The organism is Chryseobacterium barbadense (genome assembly GCF_042849955.1).
GTDB lineage: Bacteria > Bacteroidota > Bacteroidia > Flavobacteriales > Weeksellaceae > Chryseobacterium.
In genome coordinates, this window is sequence record NZ_BAAFHL010000017.1 from 44,474 (window position 1) to 61,624 (window position 17,151).

The 17,151-nt window shown below is 36.9% G+C and carries 15 protein-coding genes; 4 read left to right on the top strand and 11 right to left on the bottom strand.

From position 1 onward, the window contains the following. Nucleotides 1-114: 114 nt before the first annotated feature. The 7 genes from ACGHIN_RS08890 to ACGHIN_RS08920 all read right to left on the bottom strand — a co-directional run bounded on the left by ACGHIN_RS08890 (nt 115) and on the right by ACGHIN_RS08920 (nt 7,093). Nucleotides 115-2,367 carry a choice-of-anchor L domain-containing protein gene (locus ACGHIN_RS08890; protein ID WP_390452659.1) on the bottom strand — a complete coding sequence of 751 codons (2,253 nt, stop codon included), beginning with the start codon at nt 2,365-2,367 and terminating at the stop codon, nt 115-117. Between the two features lie 342 nt (nt 2,368-2,709). Further along, nucleotides 2,710-3,264 (bottom strand): DUF1003 domain-containing protein, encoded by a 555-nt coding sequence (locus ACGHIN_RS08895; RefSeq protein ID WP_390452661.1) that lies wholly within the window; start codon nt 3,262-3,264, stop codon nt 2,710-2,712. Nucleotides 3,265-3,273: 9 nt separating this feature from the next. Then, nucleotides 3,274-4,044, bottom strand: a complete 771-nt coding sequence (locus ACGHIN_RS08900) for a TIGR02757 family protein (RefSeq protein WP_390452684.1) — start codon at nt 4,042-4,044, stop codon at nt 3,274-3,276. Nucleotides 4,045-4,051: 7 nt separating this feature from the next. Beyond that, on the bottom strand, nt 4,052-4,966 hold the full coding sequence (locus tag ACGHIN_RS08905) for a ribonuclease Z (RefSeq protein WP_390452663.1): 915 nt from the start codon (nt 4,964-4,966) through the stop codon (nt 4,052-4,054). A gap of 55 nt (nt 4,967-5,021) precedes the next feature. Continuing rightward, the gene (gene rdgB / locus ACGHIN_RS08910; protein WP_390452665.1) at nt 5,022-5,609 is read right to left on the bottom strand and encodes an RdgB/HAM1 family non-canonical purine NTP pyrophosphatase; all 588 of its coding nucleotides are present in this window, start codon (nt 5,607-5,609) and stop codon (nt 5,022-5,024) included. A 13-nt stretch (nt 5,610-5,622) separates the two neighbouring features. After that, on the bottom strand, nt 5,623-6,453 hold the full coding sequence (locus ACGHIN_RS08915; protein ID WP_390452666.1) for a CPBP family intramembrane glutamic endopeptidase: 831 nt from the start codon (nt 6,451-6,453) through the stop codon (nt 5,623-5,625). A 46-nt stretch (nt 6,454-6,499) separates the two neighbouring features. After that, the gene (locus ACGHIN_RS08920; RefSeq protein WP_390452668.1) at nt 6,500-7,093 is read right to left on the bottom strand and encodes a P-loop nucleotide/nucleoside kinase family protein; all 594 of its coding nucleotides are present in this window, start codon (nt 7,091-7,093) and stop codon (nt 6,500-6,502) included. Nucleotides 7,094-7,235: 142 nt separating this feature from the next. Between ACGHIN_RS08920 and ACGHIN_RS08925 the strand changes: the two genes are divergently transcribed. Beyond that, the gene (locus ACGHIN_RS08925) at nt 7,236-8,831 is read left to right on the top strand and encodes a peptide chain release factor 3 (RefSeq protein WP_390452670.1); all 1,596 of its coding nucleotides are present in this window, start codon (nt 7,236-7,238) and stop codon (nt 8,829-8,831) included. A gap of 71 nt (nt 8,832-8,902) precedes the next feature. Here the strand turns inward: ACGHIN_RS08925 and ACGHIN_RS08930 are convergent, their stop codons facing one another. Next, nucleotides 8,903-11,221, bottom strand: coding sequence for a reprolysin-like metallopeptidase (locus tag ACGHIN_RS08930; protein ID WP_390452672.1), 2,319 nt, complete (start codon nt 11,219-11,221; stop codon nt 8,903-8,905). A 13-nt stretch (nt 11,222-11,234) separates the two neighbouring features. Then, entirely contained in the window at nt 11,235-11,729 is a 495-nt protein-coding gene (locus tag ACGHIN_RS08935; RefSeq protein ID WP_390452674.1) for a hypothetical protein, read from the bottom strand. A gap of 217 nt (nt 11,730-11,946) precedes the next feature. On the opposite strand from ACGHIN_RS08935, the gene ACGHIN_RS08940 reads away from it, so the two are divergent. Further along, the gene (locus ACGHIN_RS08940) at nt 11,947-12,894 is read left to right on the top strand and encodes a DUF4349 domain-containing protein (protein WP_390452676.1); all 948 of its coding nucleotides are present in this window, start codon (nt 11,947-11,949) and stop codon (nt 12,892-12,894) included. A 35-nt stretch (nt 12,895-12,929) separates the two neighbouring features. Here ACGHIN_RS08940 and ACGHIN_RS08945 read toward each other — a convergent pair whose 3' ends face one another. After that, on the bottom strand, nt 12,930-13,292 hold the full coding sequence (locus tag ACGHIN_RS08945; RefSeq protein WP_390452678.1) for a hypothetical protein: 363 nt from the start codon (nt 13,290-13,292) through the stop codon (nt 12,930-12,932). Nucleotides 13,293-13,311: 19 nt separating this feature from the next. Next, entirely contained in the window at nt 13,312-14,451 is a 1,140-nt protein-coding gene (locus ACGHIN_RS08950) for an acyl-CoA dehydrogenase (RefSeq protein WP_390452679.1), read from the bottom strand. Nucleotides 14,452-14,720: 269 nt separating this feature from the next. Between ACGHIN_RS08950 and ACGHIN_RS08955 the strand changes: the two genes are divergently transcribed. Both ACGHIN_RS08955 and ACGHIN_RS08960 read left to right on the top strand, forming a co-directional pair. Then, nucleotides 14,721-16,502, top strand: coding sequence for an AMP-dependent synthetase/ligase (locus ACGHIN_RS08955; RefSeq protein ID WP_390452681.1), 1,782 nt, complete (start codon nt 14,721-14,723; stop codon nt 16,500-16,502). 75 nt (nt 16,503-16,577) lie between these two features. Continuing rightward, nucleotides 16,578-17,151 (top strand): hypothetical protein (locus tag ACGHIN_RS08960; protein WP_390452683.1); only part of this gene is annotated, 574 nt, incomplete at its 3' end.

The following is a 17,151-nucleotide window of genomic DNA, read 5'->3' on the forward strand; positions in this document are numbered from 1 at the left end:
AAATTGTATTATAAGTCATATAAACTTATCCTTCCTGAAATATCAATTCTATTTTATGAAAGCCTAAAAAAGGCTAACAAATTGCTAGCCTTTTTAATATAGTTGTTTTAACTTTTATTCAATGTTTTTCAATAAAATCCAGCCTGTTTTCACCGCTGTTGTCTTATTGGCAGGATCTTCATATGAGATCTGATACCAGTAAGAAGCCGTTGGAAGACGTTTCCCCTGGAAATAACCATCCCAATATGGTCTCACTTTTTCTGCTTTATAAACTGCTTTTCCGTAACGGTCAAATATAATTGCGTTAAATCCTTTATAATTAATCACTTCTCTGAAGTCAATGATATCATTAACGTTATCTCCGTTAGGCGTAATTACATTTTTCACAACAAACGTAAAGTAATCTAAAACACCTACACAAGTTGTCGTTTTCACTCTTACTCTGATAGGGATAAACTTATTTTTCGGAATGTTTGTGAATACATTAGAATCCTGCCATGTTAAGCCATTATCTACTGAATATTCCATTGGCCCATTACTTACTGCTGTAATGGTAAGAGTACCATTTTCGTTATAATCTACGTTTGTAATTTCTGGAACAATAGCCCGGATTACCTGAGTAGTAAAGTCTTTGCTACAAACACCGTTGCTGATTGTAACCGTATAAGGCCCGTCGTCATCTACTGTAATGGTCTGTGTTGTCTCTCCTGTATTCCACAAATAAGTATAATTAGGTCCTGCTCCTGCATCCAAAGTAATTCTATCCCCAAGACAGATCATTCCGCCTTTAAGTCCTGAAGTAATTGCCGGAACAACTTCAACTGTTATGGTTGCAGGTTGTAACGATTTGCATCCTTTTGCTCCGATTGCATACACCGTATATGTTGTAGTCTGAGTTGGGCTCAATGTTTGTGTAGCCCCTGATGATGTAGTATTATTCCACTGGTATGTTGAACCTCCCGAAGCAGTTAAAATTACAGATTCCCCCAGACAGATTTTCATTTTGGAAGCAGCAACCTGTGCAACAGGAGTAGCTTCTTTTATTAAAGTCAGGGTAACTATTTTACTACAGAATCCGCCATTAGAAACCACTACATAAAGTACCTGACCGTCGTTTCCATTATAACTTGTCGGATTGACAATAAAGTTATTATTCTGCGCTGTAGCATCAGCCTGATTTTGATAAAACTTGATCACCGCTCCTTGTGTTGTCGTAATAGAAGGGATGGCATCATTCAGGTTAAAATTGCTAACCGTTGGAGTGGTACAGAGTTTTAATGAAGCGTTTTGTGCTGCAGGTGTAGTTCCACCAATTATGGTAATTTTAGCCGTTCCCGGACATTGGTTCCCAGGAACCATTACTTTTACCTCATACACACCAGGTTGTGTAGCCGTGTAGGTTACATTGGTAGCTCCCGGAATAATAACTCCGTCTTTGTACCATTGGAAGGTCATTCCTGCAACAGTTCCCACCTGAGCTTTTAATACTTTAGGGGCATTATCACACATGTTAATCGTATCAGGTAGCTGAGCACCATTTTCATCTACAATCTGAATGCCTATGTCAAAAGAACCTCCCTCTAAAAATACTGCAGTATCATAAATACTATCCGGACCAAAAGGCCCATAATCTGCTACTACCATTTTGAAATGATACGCCTGTCCGGGAACTACGGTTGCAATTGCAGTAAGAGGAACTGTTCTTCCATTAAAGTTTGTTTCAATATTGGCCGTGTTATATCCCCCGAAATAAATTTCGTTCACCGCCCCACAGCTACTACCGATAGCCGGATGGATGTTGGTTATACTTACGGGGCCCGCTCCACCAGGCAATACCGCCATATTTACATATGGACCTCCCGAAACAGGCTTTAATAGTAAAGCGAAAGCATCAGCAAAATCACATGGAAAACTTGAAGTATATTCTTCTGAGGCAAGTAAATAATTGAATTTAACCTGAGTACTGTTGGGAACAAAATCGAACTCTAATAGAACAGCATCACTTAAAGTTCCCGTTCCACCTATTACTTGAGCAAGGTCGGCATCTCCTCCAGATCCCAATTGATCGCTTAAAGTACCTGCAACAGGATTATTCCCGGCATTTCTTGCATAACCGGTTGATAATACAATCCCATCTTTAAATGGAAAATTTGTTGTTCCTCTATGGAAATATCCCCAAGATCTGTTATTATCTGTCGCCGGAAGATTAGGAGATACCGTCACATTGGTAACATTAGGTGTTGTACAATTACTGCCCCCTGTAATTAATATATCTCTTACAAGTTGGGTAGGCGTGTAAGCTGAGGGAGCATAAGAAGCGGCATTTACATCTATAAATGCTCCTGCCTTCATACTCTCAGCGCTCATCTTCTCTCTTTGTGGTTTCCTTGGCTTAGTTTGAGAAAACACAGATATTGAAACGAATACTAATACTAAAAATAAAAAGTATTTTTCTAACCTATAATGTAACATTTTATGATTGTTTATTCAAAAATAGCAAAAATAAACATATGATGTTATATTTTTTAGAAACGAGACAATAGGATAAAATCAGATAAAACATCGTGATTTTTGGAGATTACAATGAATTAAATTAAACAATACTTTATTTTATCCAATAAAATATTTAAAATATCCCTCAAAATCAGAATATTTTCCCAATATTAATTTTTTGAAAAAAGTATAAAACACTGAATTTCAGCACAAAAACTAATCTTTTTTCAATTCATCAATTTTATCCTGAAGCTCCTGAATTTTATCTTTTAAGGCCTTAATCTCATTCTTATTAGAACTTACATTGCTTTTCAACATCACATTTCTGGCTCTTTCATTATGGTTTTCGTCTTCCTCTTCTTCATTAATCTCTTCAATGTCTTCCTGGATATCTTCAATATCTTCATTAATTTCTTCGATATCTTCACTGATCTCCTCAATATCCTCACTGATTTCCTCAATGTCTTCCTGAATATCTTCTATGTCTTCACTAATCTCTTCGATATCCTCCTGAATATCTTCAATTTTTTCATGACTTCTGTTCACCGACATCTGGATGAAGATTGCCAGGTAAATTGCTTCCAGTGAAACTACCGTTGTAAGGATAAGAAGCATCTTATCGAATTCCACTATTCCGAGCAAAGGAAGCAGAAACGAAATGATAAAAAATAAAGTATGGGCAATAAGTGAAGGAATAGACCCGATCCACCAGGTTATTCCATTAGCAATTCTTTCTAAAGTTTCTGTTTTTTCATTGTCTATTTTCATCATTCAATTTTTTTATAGCAGTTCTTTAGTTACTCCCAATCCAAACAGGGCAAAATCATATTTTGCAGGATCTTTATCGTCAAATTTTCTTATCGCTTCATCCAATTCCTCAACGGTTTTCCAGTCATTCTGCGTTCTTGAAATCAGCCCGAGCTTTCGCGAAATATTTCCGGTATGCACATCCAGAGGAATAGATAAATATTTCTGATCTATATTTTTCCAGATTCCAAAATCTACGCCACGCTGATCTTTACGAATCATCCAACGCAAGAACATGATAATTCTTTTGGCGGAAGAATTTTTATATGGTGAACTTATATGTTTATGGCTCCGATGTTTATCCGTTTCTAAAAATTGTTTCCTGAACCTTTCTATAGCATGGTAAAAATTGATTTCAGGATTTTCAACCTTAAATAAATCCTCCAGGCTTTCATAGTGGGTATAAATCCTGTTGAATTGCCTGATAAAATAAGAAAAATCCTGACCATTAAAGGTTCTGTGGATGCTTTTATCCTGAATAAAAACCAAATCTTTCTCAGAATAATTCAACACAAAGTCGTAAGGTGAATTTCCCATCAGATCCAGCATTTTTTCCGCTGATCTTATAATTGACTTTCTGTTTCCCCAGGAAATTGTCGCAGCCAGAAAACCGGCAATTTCTATATCCTGCTGTAGAGAAAAGCGATGCGGAATCTGCACCGGATCGTTCTCAATAAAATCTGTATTATTGTACTGATCAGCCTTTTCATTTAAAAAGCTTTTCAATTCTTCGAAATTCAACATCATTTCTTTAAATTTTCACACATTCCAACGCTTTCGGAAGAAATGTATTCGGGAAAACATTCCTTGCTTCATCCGTAAATACGGTAAGATCCGCATAACGATTAGAAAAATGCCCTAAAATCAGCTTTCCCACATCAGCTTTCTGTGCAATTTTGGCTGCTTCCAAAGCGGTTGAATGTCCTGTATAATCTGCCATTTCCTTCAGATCATGTAAAAATGTGGATTCATGATACAGCACGGTTGCATTTTTAATAATCGGAATCACACTTTCAAGATATCTTGTATCACTGCAAAATGCATACGAAACCGAAGGAGCAGGTTCAACGGTAAGTACTTCATTTTTGAGCACATATCCATCACTTAATACAAAATCCTTTCCGGCTTTAAGATTGTGATAATCGCAGATTTCAATTTCATTGTACTTTGCAATCTCCTTCATATTCAGGTGTCTGTCTTTTGGTTTTTCCTTAAACAGATAACCATTACAGTAAATCCTGTGATCCAACGGAATCGTATATACTTCTACCCTGTTGTCCTCATAGATCTTTTCGGAATAATCCTTGTCCAGTTCATGATATATCACTTCAAAACCACGATGGGTTTCGGTAATGGTGAAGATGGTTTCCAACATGTTCCTGATTCCTTTCGGCCCATAAACATGTAAAGGGTTTTCTCTTCCCAGCAGCCTGAAGGAGGCAATAAGCCCCGGAAGCCCGAAACAATGGTCTCCGTGAAGATGGGAAATAAATATATGATTGATTTTTGAAAACCTTGCTTTTGCTTTTCTCAGCTGTACCTGTGTTCCTTCTCCGCAATCGATCAAAAAATGTCTTTCCTCCATTTCCAGGAGCTGTGACGTAGGAGATGAATTGATCGTTGGTATCGCTGAATTAAAACCTAATATCGTTAAATAAGTACTCAAATCAATAGTTTATGATAACAAATGTACAACAGAAAAACCTAAAACCCCGAATTTATTATTGCTGGTCAGCGACTTTAAGATAATTCAGAAATAAATCCAGCGCTCTTTTGCGATGGCTGATTTTATTTTTGTCTTCAGGATTCATTTCGGCAAAGGTTCTGTCATAATTCTCAGGTACAAAAACAGGATCATATCCGAATCCTTTGAAACCCTTATTTTCTGTCAGCAGATTTCCGTGAACTCTTCCTTCAAAGTATTTCGCCCCGTTTTCGTCGTAATAGCATAAAACAGTAATGAAATAAGCTTTTCTGTTTTTCTCACCCTCCATTTCGCCCAACACTTTTTCAATATTTTTAGCAAAGTCATGATCCCCCGCATAACGGGCGGAAAAAATTCCCGGTCTCCCGTCCAGTACTTCAACAACCAATCCACTATCGTCTCCTAAACTTGGAATTCCGGTTTTTTCAAAGCAATACTTGGCTTTAATTAATGCATTTGCGTTGAAAGAATCTCCATCTTCTATAATTTCTTCATGAATCTCATAATCCGTAAGGCTTTTAACAATAAAATTGTTTCCTAAAATCTGCTGGATTTCCTCTTTTTTGTGTTCGTTGTGCGTGGCAACCAATAATTCCATATCCATTTTCATTTTTTATTTAAATTTCAGCATAATGCACTTTATATTTCTTCATAAACAGGTAATAGAAAAGTGAAAAAATTACAATTCCGATTCCTAATATGATCCATTCGGAAACTTTGAATGCATCCGCAAAGCTTTCGTTTTTGGTATATACAATGAGTAATGATGAGCATAAATTGTTAAAGCCATGCAGTAACATCGGCAATAGCAGGGATTTAGTCTTATAATAGACCAATCCTAAAACACAGCCCAGTAAAACAGCCCCTACAAATTGCCACGGATTGGCGTGAACCACCCCAAAAATAATGGAAGCATATACTATTGCCTTCCAGGGTTTCACCCCTTTATTAATCAATCCCTTTTGTATAATCCCTCTGAATATGATCTCTTCAAAAATGGGGGCCATAATAACGGCTGTAATAATCATTACTGCTTTATCATCCGTCAGCTGATTCATAAGATCAGAGAAAAACTCATAAAACTTTCCAAAGAAAGGCCCCGTTATCGGAATCTGAGCAGTGATAAATTCAGCAATAAACATCATTCCCAGCATTAGGGGGAAAATTAAGAGATAGGTATAAAAATTTGTGGGAGAAAAATTGAAGTTCAGTTTTTTCTTTGTACTTGACCTTACGATAAAGAAATCAAAAAATGCAATGGCTGTAAGAAATCCGGCGGCATTCGAAAGCATAAGAAACCAGTCTCTGTATTGCAGGTTTTCTTTAAAGACAAACATCCAAAAAACATTCAAAAAGGAAACCACTATGGTTCCTGTCAACAATCCGCCCAATAGAACAAGCCCTCCGATCCATGTAAAAGTAAACTTCGGATATCTGCTGTTTTCCATGAATTTCTAATTTTTGTCAAAAATAAAGTAATTACTTATAAAATGGTTATTCATTTTCCAATAATGAAATAATTCTTTCCATAGATTCGGTGTATTCTTCCTCTGAAGAGTTATAAAATTCCAGAAAATCAAGATCATCATTCTTGTCATCAATAGTCGAAGGAATGGAAAAATCAACCTCTGCAATATATTGATCCCAATTTTCCAGCTTCCAGGTATCGCGATCCGAATTGCGCTTAATCATACGCTGATGAATGACTTCAGGCTTTGTGATGACCCAAATGACGGTAAGTTTTGCATGGTAATCTTTCAGTCTTTCCTTAAGGTTATTCATATATTCCGGTGAACGGATTTCTCTTGTAAATGGCGCATTAATCAACGCTTTGTCATCATATTGCAAAGCCTCTAACGCAAGATCTACAATGGCAGTATATTCATAATCGCGGATATATTTTTCAAAAAAATCTGAACTCCGGTCATATTCTTGTCCCGCAACCACGAATATCTGCTTACTAAGCGGGATCAGCGTGTCTTTATCAAGATAGACGATATGCTTAAGTTTTTCCGAAATTTTCTTTGAAATATACGTTTTTCCTGAAGCAGGTGGTGAAGTGACAAGAATTAATCTTTTAGTCTTCATGAAAGAAATTTAAAACAAATATAATCGTTAAAAACATTTTGTCAAACAAAAATCAGAGTTTATCATAATGATGAAATTCGAATGTACGGAAAGTTTTTATTTTCAATAAAAAATCACGATTTTTGCAACCTCAAAATACACTATGTCAGACTTAATCAAAGAAATACAGAAAAGAAAAACCTTCGGGATTATTTCCCACCCCGATGCCGGAAAAACCACTCTTACGGAGAAGCTACTCCTTTTCGGAGGCGCTATTCAGGAAGCAGGGGCGGTAAAATCCAACAAAATAAAAAAAGGAGCCACTTCTGACTTTATGGAAATCGAAAGACAGAGAGGAATCTCGGTAGCGACTTCAGTATTGGCTTTTGAATATAAAGATCACAAAATCAACATCCTGGATACTCCGGGTCACAAAGATTTCGCGGAAGATACGTACAGGACATTAACGGCTGTTGATTCTGTAATTGTTGTGATCGACGTGGCAAAAGGGGTTGAGGAGCAGACCGAAAAGCTTGTTCAGGTATGCCGAATGAGAAATATTCCGATGCTTGTTTTCATCAATAAGCTTGACCGTGAAGGTAAGGATGCTTTCGATCTTCTGGATGAAGTGGAACAAAAATTAGGACTTCGTGTCGTTCCATTGTCTCTTCCTATCGGAATGGGAAGCGATTTTCAGGGAATTTATAATATCTGGGAAAACAATATTCAGCTGTTCCTGGAAGAAAAGAAACAAAAGGTAGGAGAATCCATTACATTTGATGATATTAATGATTCTTCGATAGATGAAGCTATTGGTGAAAAAGCTGCTGCTACTTTAAGAGAAGAACTTGATCTGATACAATCTGTTTACCCGGAATTTAACCGCGAAGATTATATGAAAGGTGAATTACAGCCTGTTTTCTTCGGATCCGCTTTGAATAACTTCGGGGTCCGCGAATTGCTGGATGCTTTCATTGAAATTGCACCAATGCCGCAGGCTAAGGAAAGTGATCTTCGTATTGTAAGACCGGAAGAAAACCAGTTTACAGGATTTGTGTTTAAGATCCACGCCAATATGGATCCCAAGCACAGAGACCGTCTGGCTTTCGTAAAAATTGTTTCGGGAACTTTTAAAAGAAATGAGAATTATCTTTTGGTGAGAGAAGGCAAAAAAATGAAATTTTCCTCTCCAAATGCTTTCTTCGCTGATAAAAAAGAAGTGGTGGATGAAAGTTTTCCGGGAGATATTGTAGGGCTTCACGATACAGGAAACTTCAGAATCGGAGATACCTTAACAGGTGGTGAAAAGCTAAGCTTCAAAGGTGTTCCGAGCTTCTCCCCTGAACATTTCCGCTATATTAATAATAGTGATCCGTTAAAGGCTAAGCAACTGGCAAAAGGTATTGACCAGCTGATGGATGAAGGTGTTGCCCAGTTATTTACCCTTGAAATGAACGGAAGAAAAATCATCGGAACGGTAGGAGCACTTCAGTATGAGGTTATCCAGTACCGTCTTGAACATGAATATGGTGCTAAATGTACTTATGAACCTCTTGCCATGCATAAAGCCTGCTGGGTGGAAGCCGATGAAAAGTCTGAAGAGTTTAAAGAGTTTGCAAGATTGAAGCAAAGATTTTTGGCCAGAGATAAATACAACCAATTGGTATTTTTAGCGGATTCTTCATTCACCATTCACATGACGCAGGAAAAATTCCCGAATGTAAAGCTTCATTTTATCAGTGAATTCAATAACGCCTAAAGCATTAATTTTAAAAAATAAAAAACCGTTCATTTCCTGAACGGTTTTTTTATAGATCTACATTGAGAGATTTAGTTGTTTAGCATCTGTAATTTTTTAACAATTTTTTCTCCATTGATGGTAACATGTATCATATATGTTTCCGTAGGAAGATGTCGTAAATCAATTCTTTCCAAATGTTGCTCAAACATGTAAACGGTTTTTTTGGGAACCACCAGTTTTCCATCCATTGCATATATTTCATACGTCACTACATAAGGACGCAACGGAATTTGTCTTTGAAAATCTGCTTTAATATAAACAAAACCATCGCTTGAAGGAACCGGATAAATCATTAAGCCCTGGTATATTTTCGCAGGACTTGTTCCCGGGGTTCCTCCCGCCGGAGGCACTACTATCGATGAATTGATGGTGAAGTTTTGAGAGTTAACATTTAAAAACACGTTATCCACAGCTTTCACCATTATTCTGGCGTTATTGGTAATTGTTCCCAGACCACCCGGAACTGTATAATTGTAAGTACCGGTATTAGGAGTGCTTGCCACCAAAACAGTTGAGAAAGTAAGCCCCCCGTCTTTTGATAATAAGATGGACACATTAGGAGTGCTTACAGGTGCCGCAGTTGTATTGGCAACATCCCATGTAATAGCATATGACTGCCCTTCATTCCAAACAACTCCCGCTGTATTTTGTGAAGTAACCACAAACGGTCCTGCTGAGTTTACAACAGTAAGCTTCACATCATCACGTGCTGTTTGCCCTCCTACGGAATTATTATCCCTTACAAGAACTGAAAAGTTAAGATCTCTTGCTACAGAAGAAAGTTTTTCCCATGTTCTTACGTCTGTGGGTGTCGTAACGGTGGGATCATACCCTGAAACAATTGTTGACAGCCTTGGAAAATACCTTGAAGGGGATGCTGTTGGGATTACAGATCTGAAAAGCGGTCCTACTGTATTGGTTGGTTGAGGAGGCATTGTAGCAACCCCTGCATCAATTTGTTCCCAAGTATAGGTAAGTGGATCATTGTTAGGATCTGTTGCCACTGCTGTTAACATAAAGGGTGTACTTTTCGGGATGCTTTTATCTGATCCGGCATTAACCACCGGTTCTGTATTGGTAGTAGGGGTTTTAACACCACAGGTAGAAGTTGAGCCCGATGTCAGTCTTGTATACATTTCAGCTATACTCACAGCATGAAAGTAAGCATCACTATTCATCTGTACATTGGGAGGGCAGATTCCCGCATAGCCCATAATAGAACTTGCACTTCCAGGTTCTACGGATGTGGGTATATTTCTATTACAGCCATTATTTTGTGTATGTTTTGCCCCAAACTGGTGTCCCATTTCATGGGCTACAAAGTCAATTACAAAAGGATCTCCTACCGGAACTGCTGAACCGGTAACTCCACCGGCTTTACTACTTCCACAAATAGAAGGTGTGGCTGCCAAGCCATTATCATTTCCTGCATTAGCCCGGAAAAATAAGTGCCCGATATCATAATTGGCAGAACCTATGATATTATCGGTAACCGTAATGTTTTCGCTAAGCATTTGTCCTGCATCCAAAGTATTGAAAGTATCTGTACTGATAAAGAAAAGGGCATCCGTATTGGCAATAAGCTGTAACCTTACAGAAATATCCCTTTCAAAAACTTCATTCAGCCTTGCTACAGCTAAATTAACCGCTGCAAGAACTGCTGCTTTCTTCTGAGCATCCGTTCCTGAGCCTACTCCTGCTTGTGTTGCAATATAACCGGTGTATTCTATGGTTGTTGTAATGGAAAGCCTGTATTTTCTATTCAACCCGTCCACAACTGTTTTTTGAGTACTCAGAGCAGATTCCTTCAGCTCACTCTCACCATTGAAAAGACACTCAAACTGATTAAGAGAGGATGCTTTTTTCCGGTCATAGACTTTGTAGACCTTATTATCTTTTGTATAAGAATCAATATAATAAATACCTGTATTATTTCTGATCATCCCATTAAATCCGAAATAAGGATCTATGGTAAATTTTAAAACGGATGATTTGTCACCTTTTTTAAACCCTGTGTAAGATCTGATTTCAGAATATCTGCTCTGAAGATCGGGATGCATGGTTGATGATTCGAAAACCTCATATGTATCAAAACCACCTTCCAGGTTGGGAAAATGTAATAATACGCCTTTCTGAGATTGATGAAAGTCAACGTCCGGTAAATTTTTGAGCTGATTTTGAATATTATTAACATTAAGCGTTAACAGAGCGAAATCAGTGATTCTCACATTGCTTTCCCGAATTTCACCATTGATCTTCGAATCAAGCTTTTTCCAATGGTTTTGCTGAGCAAACCCTGCTGCAGAAAACATAAGCAAAGTCCCCAGAATTAATAATTTTTTCTTCATGTAATTTTATTTTTTATGAATTAATAGGCATTAGTTTAATCCGAGAAGGAATTTTCCCTTCTACAATAAGGATCAGGATAGGATTTTTTTGTTTGTTTGCTGAATATTCTTCGTTATCAATTTCTTTATAATACACATTGAGAACAGATTGACTTTCTTCTATTTTCACAACTTCAATATCTCCGTACTGTTTTATTTTAAGCTCAGGCTTTAGCAGAAGAATGAATTCATTTTCAGCAAGTGTAGGAATTGGTTCTGATCGGGAAAACCTCTTATCTTCCAACAAACGGTATAATTTTACCGTTTCCTCAAAAGACCGTATAATCATGTACTCTTGCAACGATACATCTTTATTCAGCCTCCTTACTTCTGAAAATTTTACTTCATTATTGTTTTTAACTCTTATTGATTCTGTCTCCACAGGGTTCTTTGTTGCAGAAAGAGGTTTACAACCCGATGCAAATACAAATAAAACCAACATAAACATCAATAAAAGTGCTTTTTTCATTATTAAAATATTAATAAGCAAATGTAAATATTAAAATATTCATAATTAGCATTTTAAATATTTTTTCTTTTATTTTTTAAGAAATTTGTAAAATCGTTGTAAATGAATTACAAAACATTGAATTTCAACAAGATAAAATTTTACCAAAATCATACATTTCATTTACAAATTTTTCTGTCAATCTCTATTTAGCTTTACTTCATCAAAAATTAATGTTATGAAAAAATTCATATTGCTAGCTGCTGTATCAGGCACTTTCATCATGTGTAAAAAGGGAGAAGTAAGCCAGTCTCAAATTGAAGATGCCATCAAATCGGCAGACAGTGTGGCTGCGGTTGCTAACGAAACAGTAAATTCCGTTCAAAATTCTGCTGACAAGATTTTAGATTCCGCCAGTGTAAAGATCAAAGAGTATGAGGAAACGAAGCAAGATATAAAAGAAAAAATAGAATCAACAACCAAAAGTATAGATTCTCTGTCTGATAAAATTGCTGCTGTAAAGCTGGAATCCGATCCGAAAAAGAAAAATGATTCCGCTGGGAAAAAGTCTGAAAAAATTGTGGTGAATGTACCGGCTCCGAAGGTGATCAAAGAGACTAAAATCGTTTATAAAGATCAGCCTAAAAATGACAGTTATGAGCTCAGCATGCCTAAAAACAAGATGATCAAAACCGGAACCTTGGAATTATCCGTAAACGATGCTGAGTCGGCGAAAGAAATTGTAAAAGAAGGAGTCCGAAAATATGACGGCTATATTAAAAGCGAGAATATTTCTTTAAACAGCGATGATAAGAAAACTGCATATCTGAAAGTAAAAGTACCTATTCAAAAGTTTGAATATTTAATGGATGATATTGATAATGTAGGACAAATTGAAAATAAAGGCATTGAGATTTCCGGACAGGATTTTTCCGAGAACACCATGTGTGACCTCGATATTACCCTTTATGGAACTACGGAAGAAAGCTATGCAGCAAAAAAAGAACCTGAAACTTTTAGTGAAAAATCTTTCGCAGCCATTTCTTCAGGGTGGAACGTGATTACCTCTATTTTTCTTTTCTTGCTTCCTCTCTGGCCTCTTTTTTTAATTGTTGGGATTGGATACTATTTATATAAAAAAAGAAAATCGCAGGATGCTCCGGATCATTCTGATCAAAAAAAATAATGAAAACGCCTTTCAGAAATCTGAAAGGCGTTTTTTTATTTCATATTGACTATTTTATCTACGACGTACTTGGTATTGCCTCGCCATGGTAAAGCTCCGTTATACTCTTTATAATGAAGATCAAAAGTTTTACCGCTGTTCATTTCCAGCTGTTGGAAGATCTTGGCATCTTCTACGGAAAATTCAAACTCATAGCTTGTTACCGTACCTGCTTTTCCTCTTCCGAACCCTTCCTGGATCAGTTTACCTTCATAGGTTTTAAAGATATACCCCTTTTTCATGGCATAGTTCAGATAGCCGGATTTTACTCCTTCTCCAAAAACGAAATAATACTTATACCATACAAATACTCCTAAAAGCAAAAGTATGACTCCGAGAGTGATCCACAAGTATTTCATAGTGTAGTTTTAAGTCTGCTTATTTTGCAATGCTTCTTGAAATCACAATTTTCTGGATTTCAGAAGTTCCTTCATAGATCTGAGTGATTTTTGCATCTCTCATTAATCTTTCTACGTGATATTCTTTCACGTATCCGTATCCACCATGGATTTGTACTGCTTCAATGGTAGTATCCATCGCCACCTGAGAAGCATATAATTTGGCCATAGCTCCACTCTCAGAGATATCTTTTCCAGCGTCTTTTTCAGTGGCAGCCTTGAAACAAAGCATTCTTGCCGCCGTAATCTGAGTAGCCATATCCGCTAATTTGAAAGCGATCGCCTGATGGTTAATGATTTCAGTTTTAAAAGCTTTTCTGGTTTTAGCGTATTTCAATGCTAATTCATAAGCTCCTGAAGCAATCCCTAAAGCCTGAGAAGCAATCCCGATTCTTCCACCGTTTAATACTGCCATAGCAAAGTTGAATCCAAATCCGTCTTCCCCGATTCTGTTTTCCTTTGGCACTTTTACGTTGTTGAAAATCAAAGAATGCGTATCACTTCCTCTGATTCCCAATTTATCTTCTTTGGGTCCGATTTCAAAACCTTCCCATCCTCTTTCTACGATAAATGCATTGATTCCTTTATGCTTTTTCTCAGGATCAGTCTGTGCAATTACAATATAATAAGAAGCTGTTCCTCCATTTGTAATCCAGTTTTTGATCCCGTTTAAAAGATAATAGTCCCCTTTATCTTCCGCAGTCGTCTTCTGAGAAGTAGCGTCTGACCCTGCTTCCGGCTCAGACAAAGCAAATGCTCCGATTACCTGCCCGCTTGCAAGTGGGGTCAAATATTTTACTTTTTGTTCTTCAGATGCGAATTTCTCAAGACCTGCACAAACCAATGAATTGTTTACAGACATTACAACAGCTGCAGAAGCATCCACTTTTGCAATCTCCTCCATTGCCAAAACGTAAGAAACGCTATCCATACCGGCTCCTCCGTATTTAGGATCCACCATCATTCCCAAAAGCCCCATTTCTCCCATTTTCTTTACCTGCTCTGCAGGAAATTTCTGGTCACGGTCTCTTTCGATGACTTCCGGTAATAGTTCGTTTTGCGCAAAATCCCTTGCTGCCTGCTGAATCATCAGCTGTTCTTCCGATAAATTAAAGTCCATAAAATTGAATAATTAGATGGTCGTAAATTTACACTTTTTAAGCAAATCTGAAAATAGAATTAGAAGTTAGGTGCTAAAAATTAGCAATTTAGAAGATAAATCAAAGTATTTCTGATTCCTTTATTACATTCCTAAAATATTCTCATTTTATCCCATAACTATTCAATATATTATGGTATACATTTCACTAATTTCTAATTCCCGGTTAACAACTTCCGTTATTAAAAAAAATGCTTATATTTAGAATTGTTAAAACTGCTTAAAAAATTATGACAATTAAAAGATTATTTGATATACCCCACCATGCTTTAGAGAAATTCCCTAAAAATGATATGTTTGTTACCAAATATCAAGGAGAATGGAAGAAAACCTCTACGCAGGAGTTTATCAATGAAGGAAATAAAATATCCAGAGGACTGTTAAAACTGGGCATCAAGCCGGGAGATAAGATTGCATTGATCACTACCAATTCCCGTACAGAGTGGGCCATTATGGATTTGGGGCTTTCCCAGATCGGGGTGGTTTCCGTACCGGTATACCCAAGCATTTCTCCGGAAGATTATGAATTCATCTTCAATGATGCCGAAATAAAGTATTGTTTTGTCTCTGATAAAGATCTTTTGAATAAAGTAATGAAAGTGAAGCACAATATTCCTTCCCTACAGGGAATTTTCACTTTTGATCATATAAGTGGGGCTGCCAACTGGAAAGAAATCCTGGATCTTGGTGAGGATGATTCTACCCAGATTGAGGTGGAAGACCTTTCCAATACGATCAATCCTGAAGATCTGGCCACAATCATCTATACTTCCGGAACTACAGGAAAGCCTAAAGGGGTAATGCTTACGCATCATAATATTGTTTCCAATGTGTTGGGTTCTATCCCAAGAATTCCGAGAAAGAAAAGTTTAGATTATAAAGATACCAGAATTCTGAGCTTCCTGCCCATCTGCCACATTTTCGAAAGAATGCTGTTCTACCTGTTCCAGTATAATGGTTTCTCTATATATTTTGCAGAGAGCATTGAAAAAATGGGTGAGAATGTGAAAGAAGTAAAACCTCATTATATGAGTGTTGTACCAAGACTGGTAGAAAAAGTATATGATAAAATTTACAATACCGGCTCTTCTGCAGGAGGTTTAAAATCCAAAATCTTCTTCTGGGCTCTAAATCTTATCACTAAAAAGAAAGAGGTATCAAAACCATCAGGATTACAGGAAATTATTGCTGACAAGCTTGTATTTTCCAAATGGAGAGAAGGCTTAGGCGGTGAGATTATTACTCTGGTTTCAGGTTCTGCAGCCTTATCCACAAGGTTGAATCTGATGTTTCAAAATGCCGGAATTCCTATTCTGGAAGGCTATGGTCTTACTGAAACTTCCCCGGTGATTTCTGTGAACAGTTTTGAAAAAATGAAGGTGGGAACTGTAGGACTTCCTTTGGATAATCTGGATGTAAAAATCCAGGAAGATGGTGAAATTACCGTAAAAGGCCCGTCTGTATTCAAAGGATATTTTAAGAACGAAGAAATGTCGAAAGAGGCGTTTACAGATGACGGCTATTTTAAAACAGGAGATATCGGTCATATTGATAGCGACGGATTCCTACAGATCACCGACCGTAAGAAAGAAATGTTCAAAACATCAGGTGGAAAATATATTGCGCCGCAAACCATCGAAAATCTAGCAAAAGCTTCTAAGTTCATAGAGCAGATCATGGTAGTGGGTGATGGTGAAAAAATGCCATGTGCTTTGATCCAGCCTGATTTTGAATTTGCCAAAAACTGGGCAATGCGTAACAATCTGACCGTAGGTTCTACCCCGGAAGAGATTGCCAAAAGCCCTGAATTAAAAGACAGAATCGAAAAAGAAATCAATGGCATCAATGAACATCTCGGAAATTGGGAGAAGATCAAGAAAATTGAACTGACCCCTGAGGTTTGGGGAATAGACGGCGGACTTCTGACGCCTACACTAAAACTGAAAAGAAAAGCAATCAAGGAAAGGTTTATAGATCTGTACAACAAAATGTATGATCATCATGAATCATAAAATATAGACTGCTTCAAATTTGAAGCAGTTTTTTTTATCGATTCTTTACCTTAACTAATCCATTTAAATTATTTAATGAAAAAAAATATCGTATTAAGAAAACTGATTTTATCTGTTTTAATTATACTTCCCATTATTTCATATGCTCAACAGAAATTAGAAACTGATAAATCCGGAAACCTTACACAAGCAGCCTATTCAAAATTAAAAAAAGAAAAAGCATTTGATGGAATCAGCCAGTTTGATACCATCAGCCAAAATCCTCTCTTAATATACGCTGTCACCCTGAAAAACAATATGTTGGGAGTTGTAGACATTTACGGCAAAGAAATTATAAAGAATGAATATGAAGAAATTGCAGGGATTTACTCTTCCAACTCGGCATTACCTGCCTTTCATGATTATTTTTTACTTAAGAACGATAAAGGATGGGCTATTTCAGATCATAAAGGAAAAATAATTACTCCTTTTAAGTATCAAATGGTAACATATGAGGAGTATAAAGAAGTCGGAAGACACAAAAGCCCCAAAAAATGGCCGCTTCCTATTTATAGGGACTCCATTTTTAAAGCCAGACTTGAAGAAAAATATATCTACCTGAATGTAAAAGGAGAAGAAATACAGTACAGCCAGAGAGACGACCGTTTAC

Bases quoted from the DNA above. Each gene is read 5' to 3' on its own strand.
- ACGHIN_RS08890 (WP_390452659.1), bottom strand. From the start codon at position 2,367: ATGAGCGCTGAGAGTATGAAGGCAGGAGCATTTATAGATGTAAATGCC.
- ACGHIN_RS08895 (WP_390452661.1), bottom strand. From the start codon at position 3,264: ATGATGAAAATAGACAATGAAAAAACAGAAACTTTAGAAAGAATTGCT.
- ACGHIN_RS08900 (WP_390452684.1), bottom strand. From the start codon at position 4,044: ATGTTGAATTTCGAAGAATTGAAAAGCTTTTTAAATGAAAAGGCTGAT.
- rdgB (WP_390452665.1), bottom strand. From the start codon at position 5,609: ATGGATATGGAATTATTGGTTGCCACGCACAACGAACACAAAAAAGAG.
- ACGHIN_RS08915 (WP_390452666.1), bottom strand. From the start codon at position 6,453: ATGGAAAACAGCAGATATCCGAAGTTTACTTTTACATGGATCGGAGGG.
- ACGHIN_RS08920 (WP_390452668.1), bottom strand. From the start codon at position 7,093: ATGAAGACTAAAAGATTAATTCTTGTCACTTCACCACCTGCTTCAGGA.
- ACGHIN_RS08925 (WP_390452670.1), top strand. From the start codon at position 7,236: ATGTCAGACTTAATCAAAGAAATACAGAAAAGAAAAACCTTCGGGATT.
- ACGHIN_RS08930 (WP_390452672.1), bottom strand. From the start codon at position 11,221: ATGAAGAAAAAATTATTAATTCTGGGGACTTTGCTTATGTTTTCTGCA.
- ACGHIN_RS08935 (WP_390452674.1), bottom strand. From the start codon at position 11,729: ATGAAAAAAGCACTTTTATTGATGTTTATGTTGGTTTTATTTGTATTT.
- ACGHIN_RS08940 (WP_390452676.1), top strand. From the start codon at position 11,947: ATGAAAAAATTCATATTGCTAGCTGCTGTATCAGGCACTTTCATCATG.
- ACGHIN_RS08945 (WP_390452678.1), bottom strand. From the start codon at position 13,292: ATGAAATACTTGTGGATCACTCTCGGAGTCATACTTTTGCTTTTAGGA.
- ACGHIN_RS08950 (WP_390452679.1), bottom strand. From the start codon at position 14,451: ATGGACTTTAATTTATCGGAAGAACAGCTGATGATTCAGCAGGCAGCA.
- ACGHIN_RS08955 (WP_390452681.1), top strand. From the start codon at position 14,721: ATGACAATTAAAAGATTATTTGATATACCCCACCATGCTTTAGAGAAA.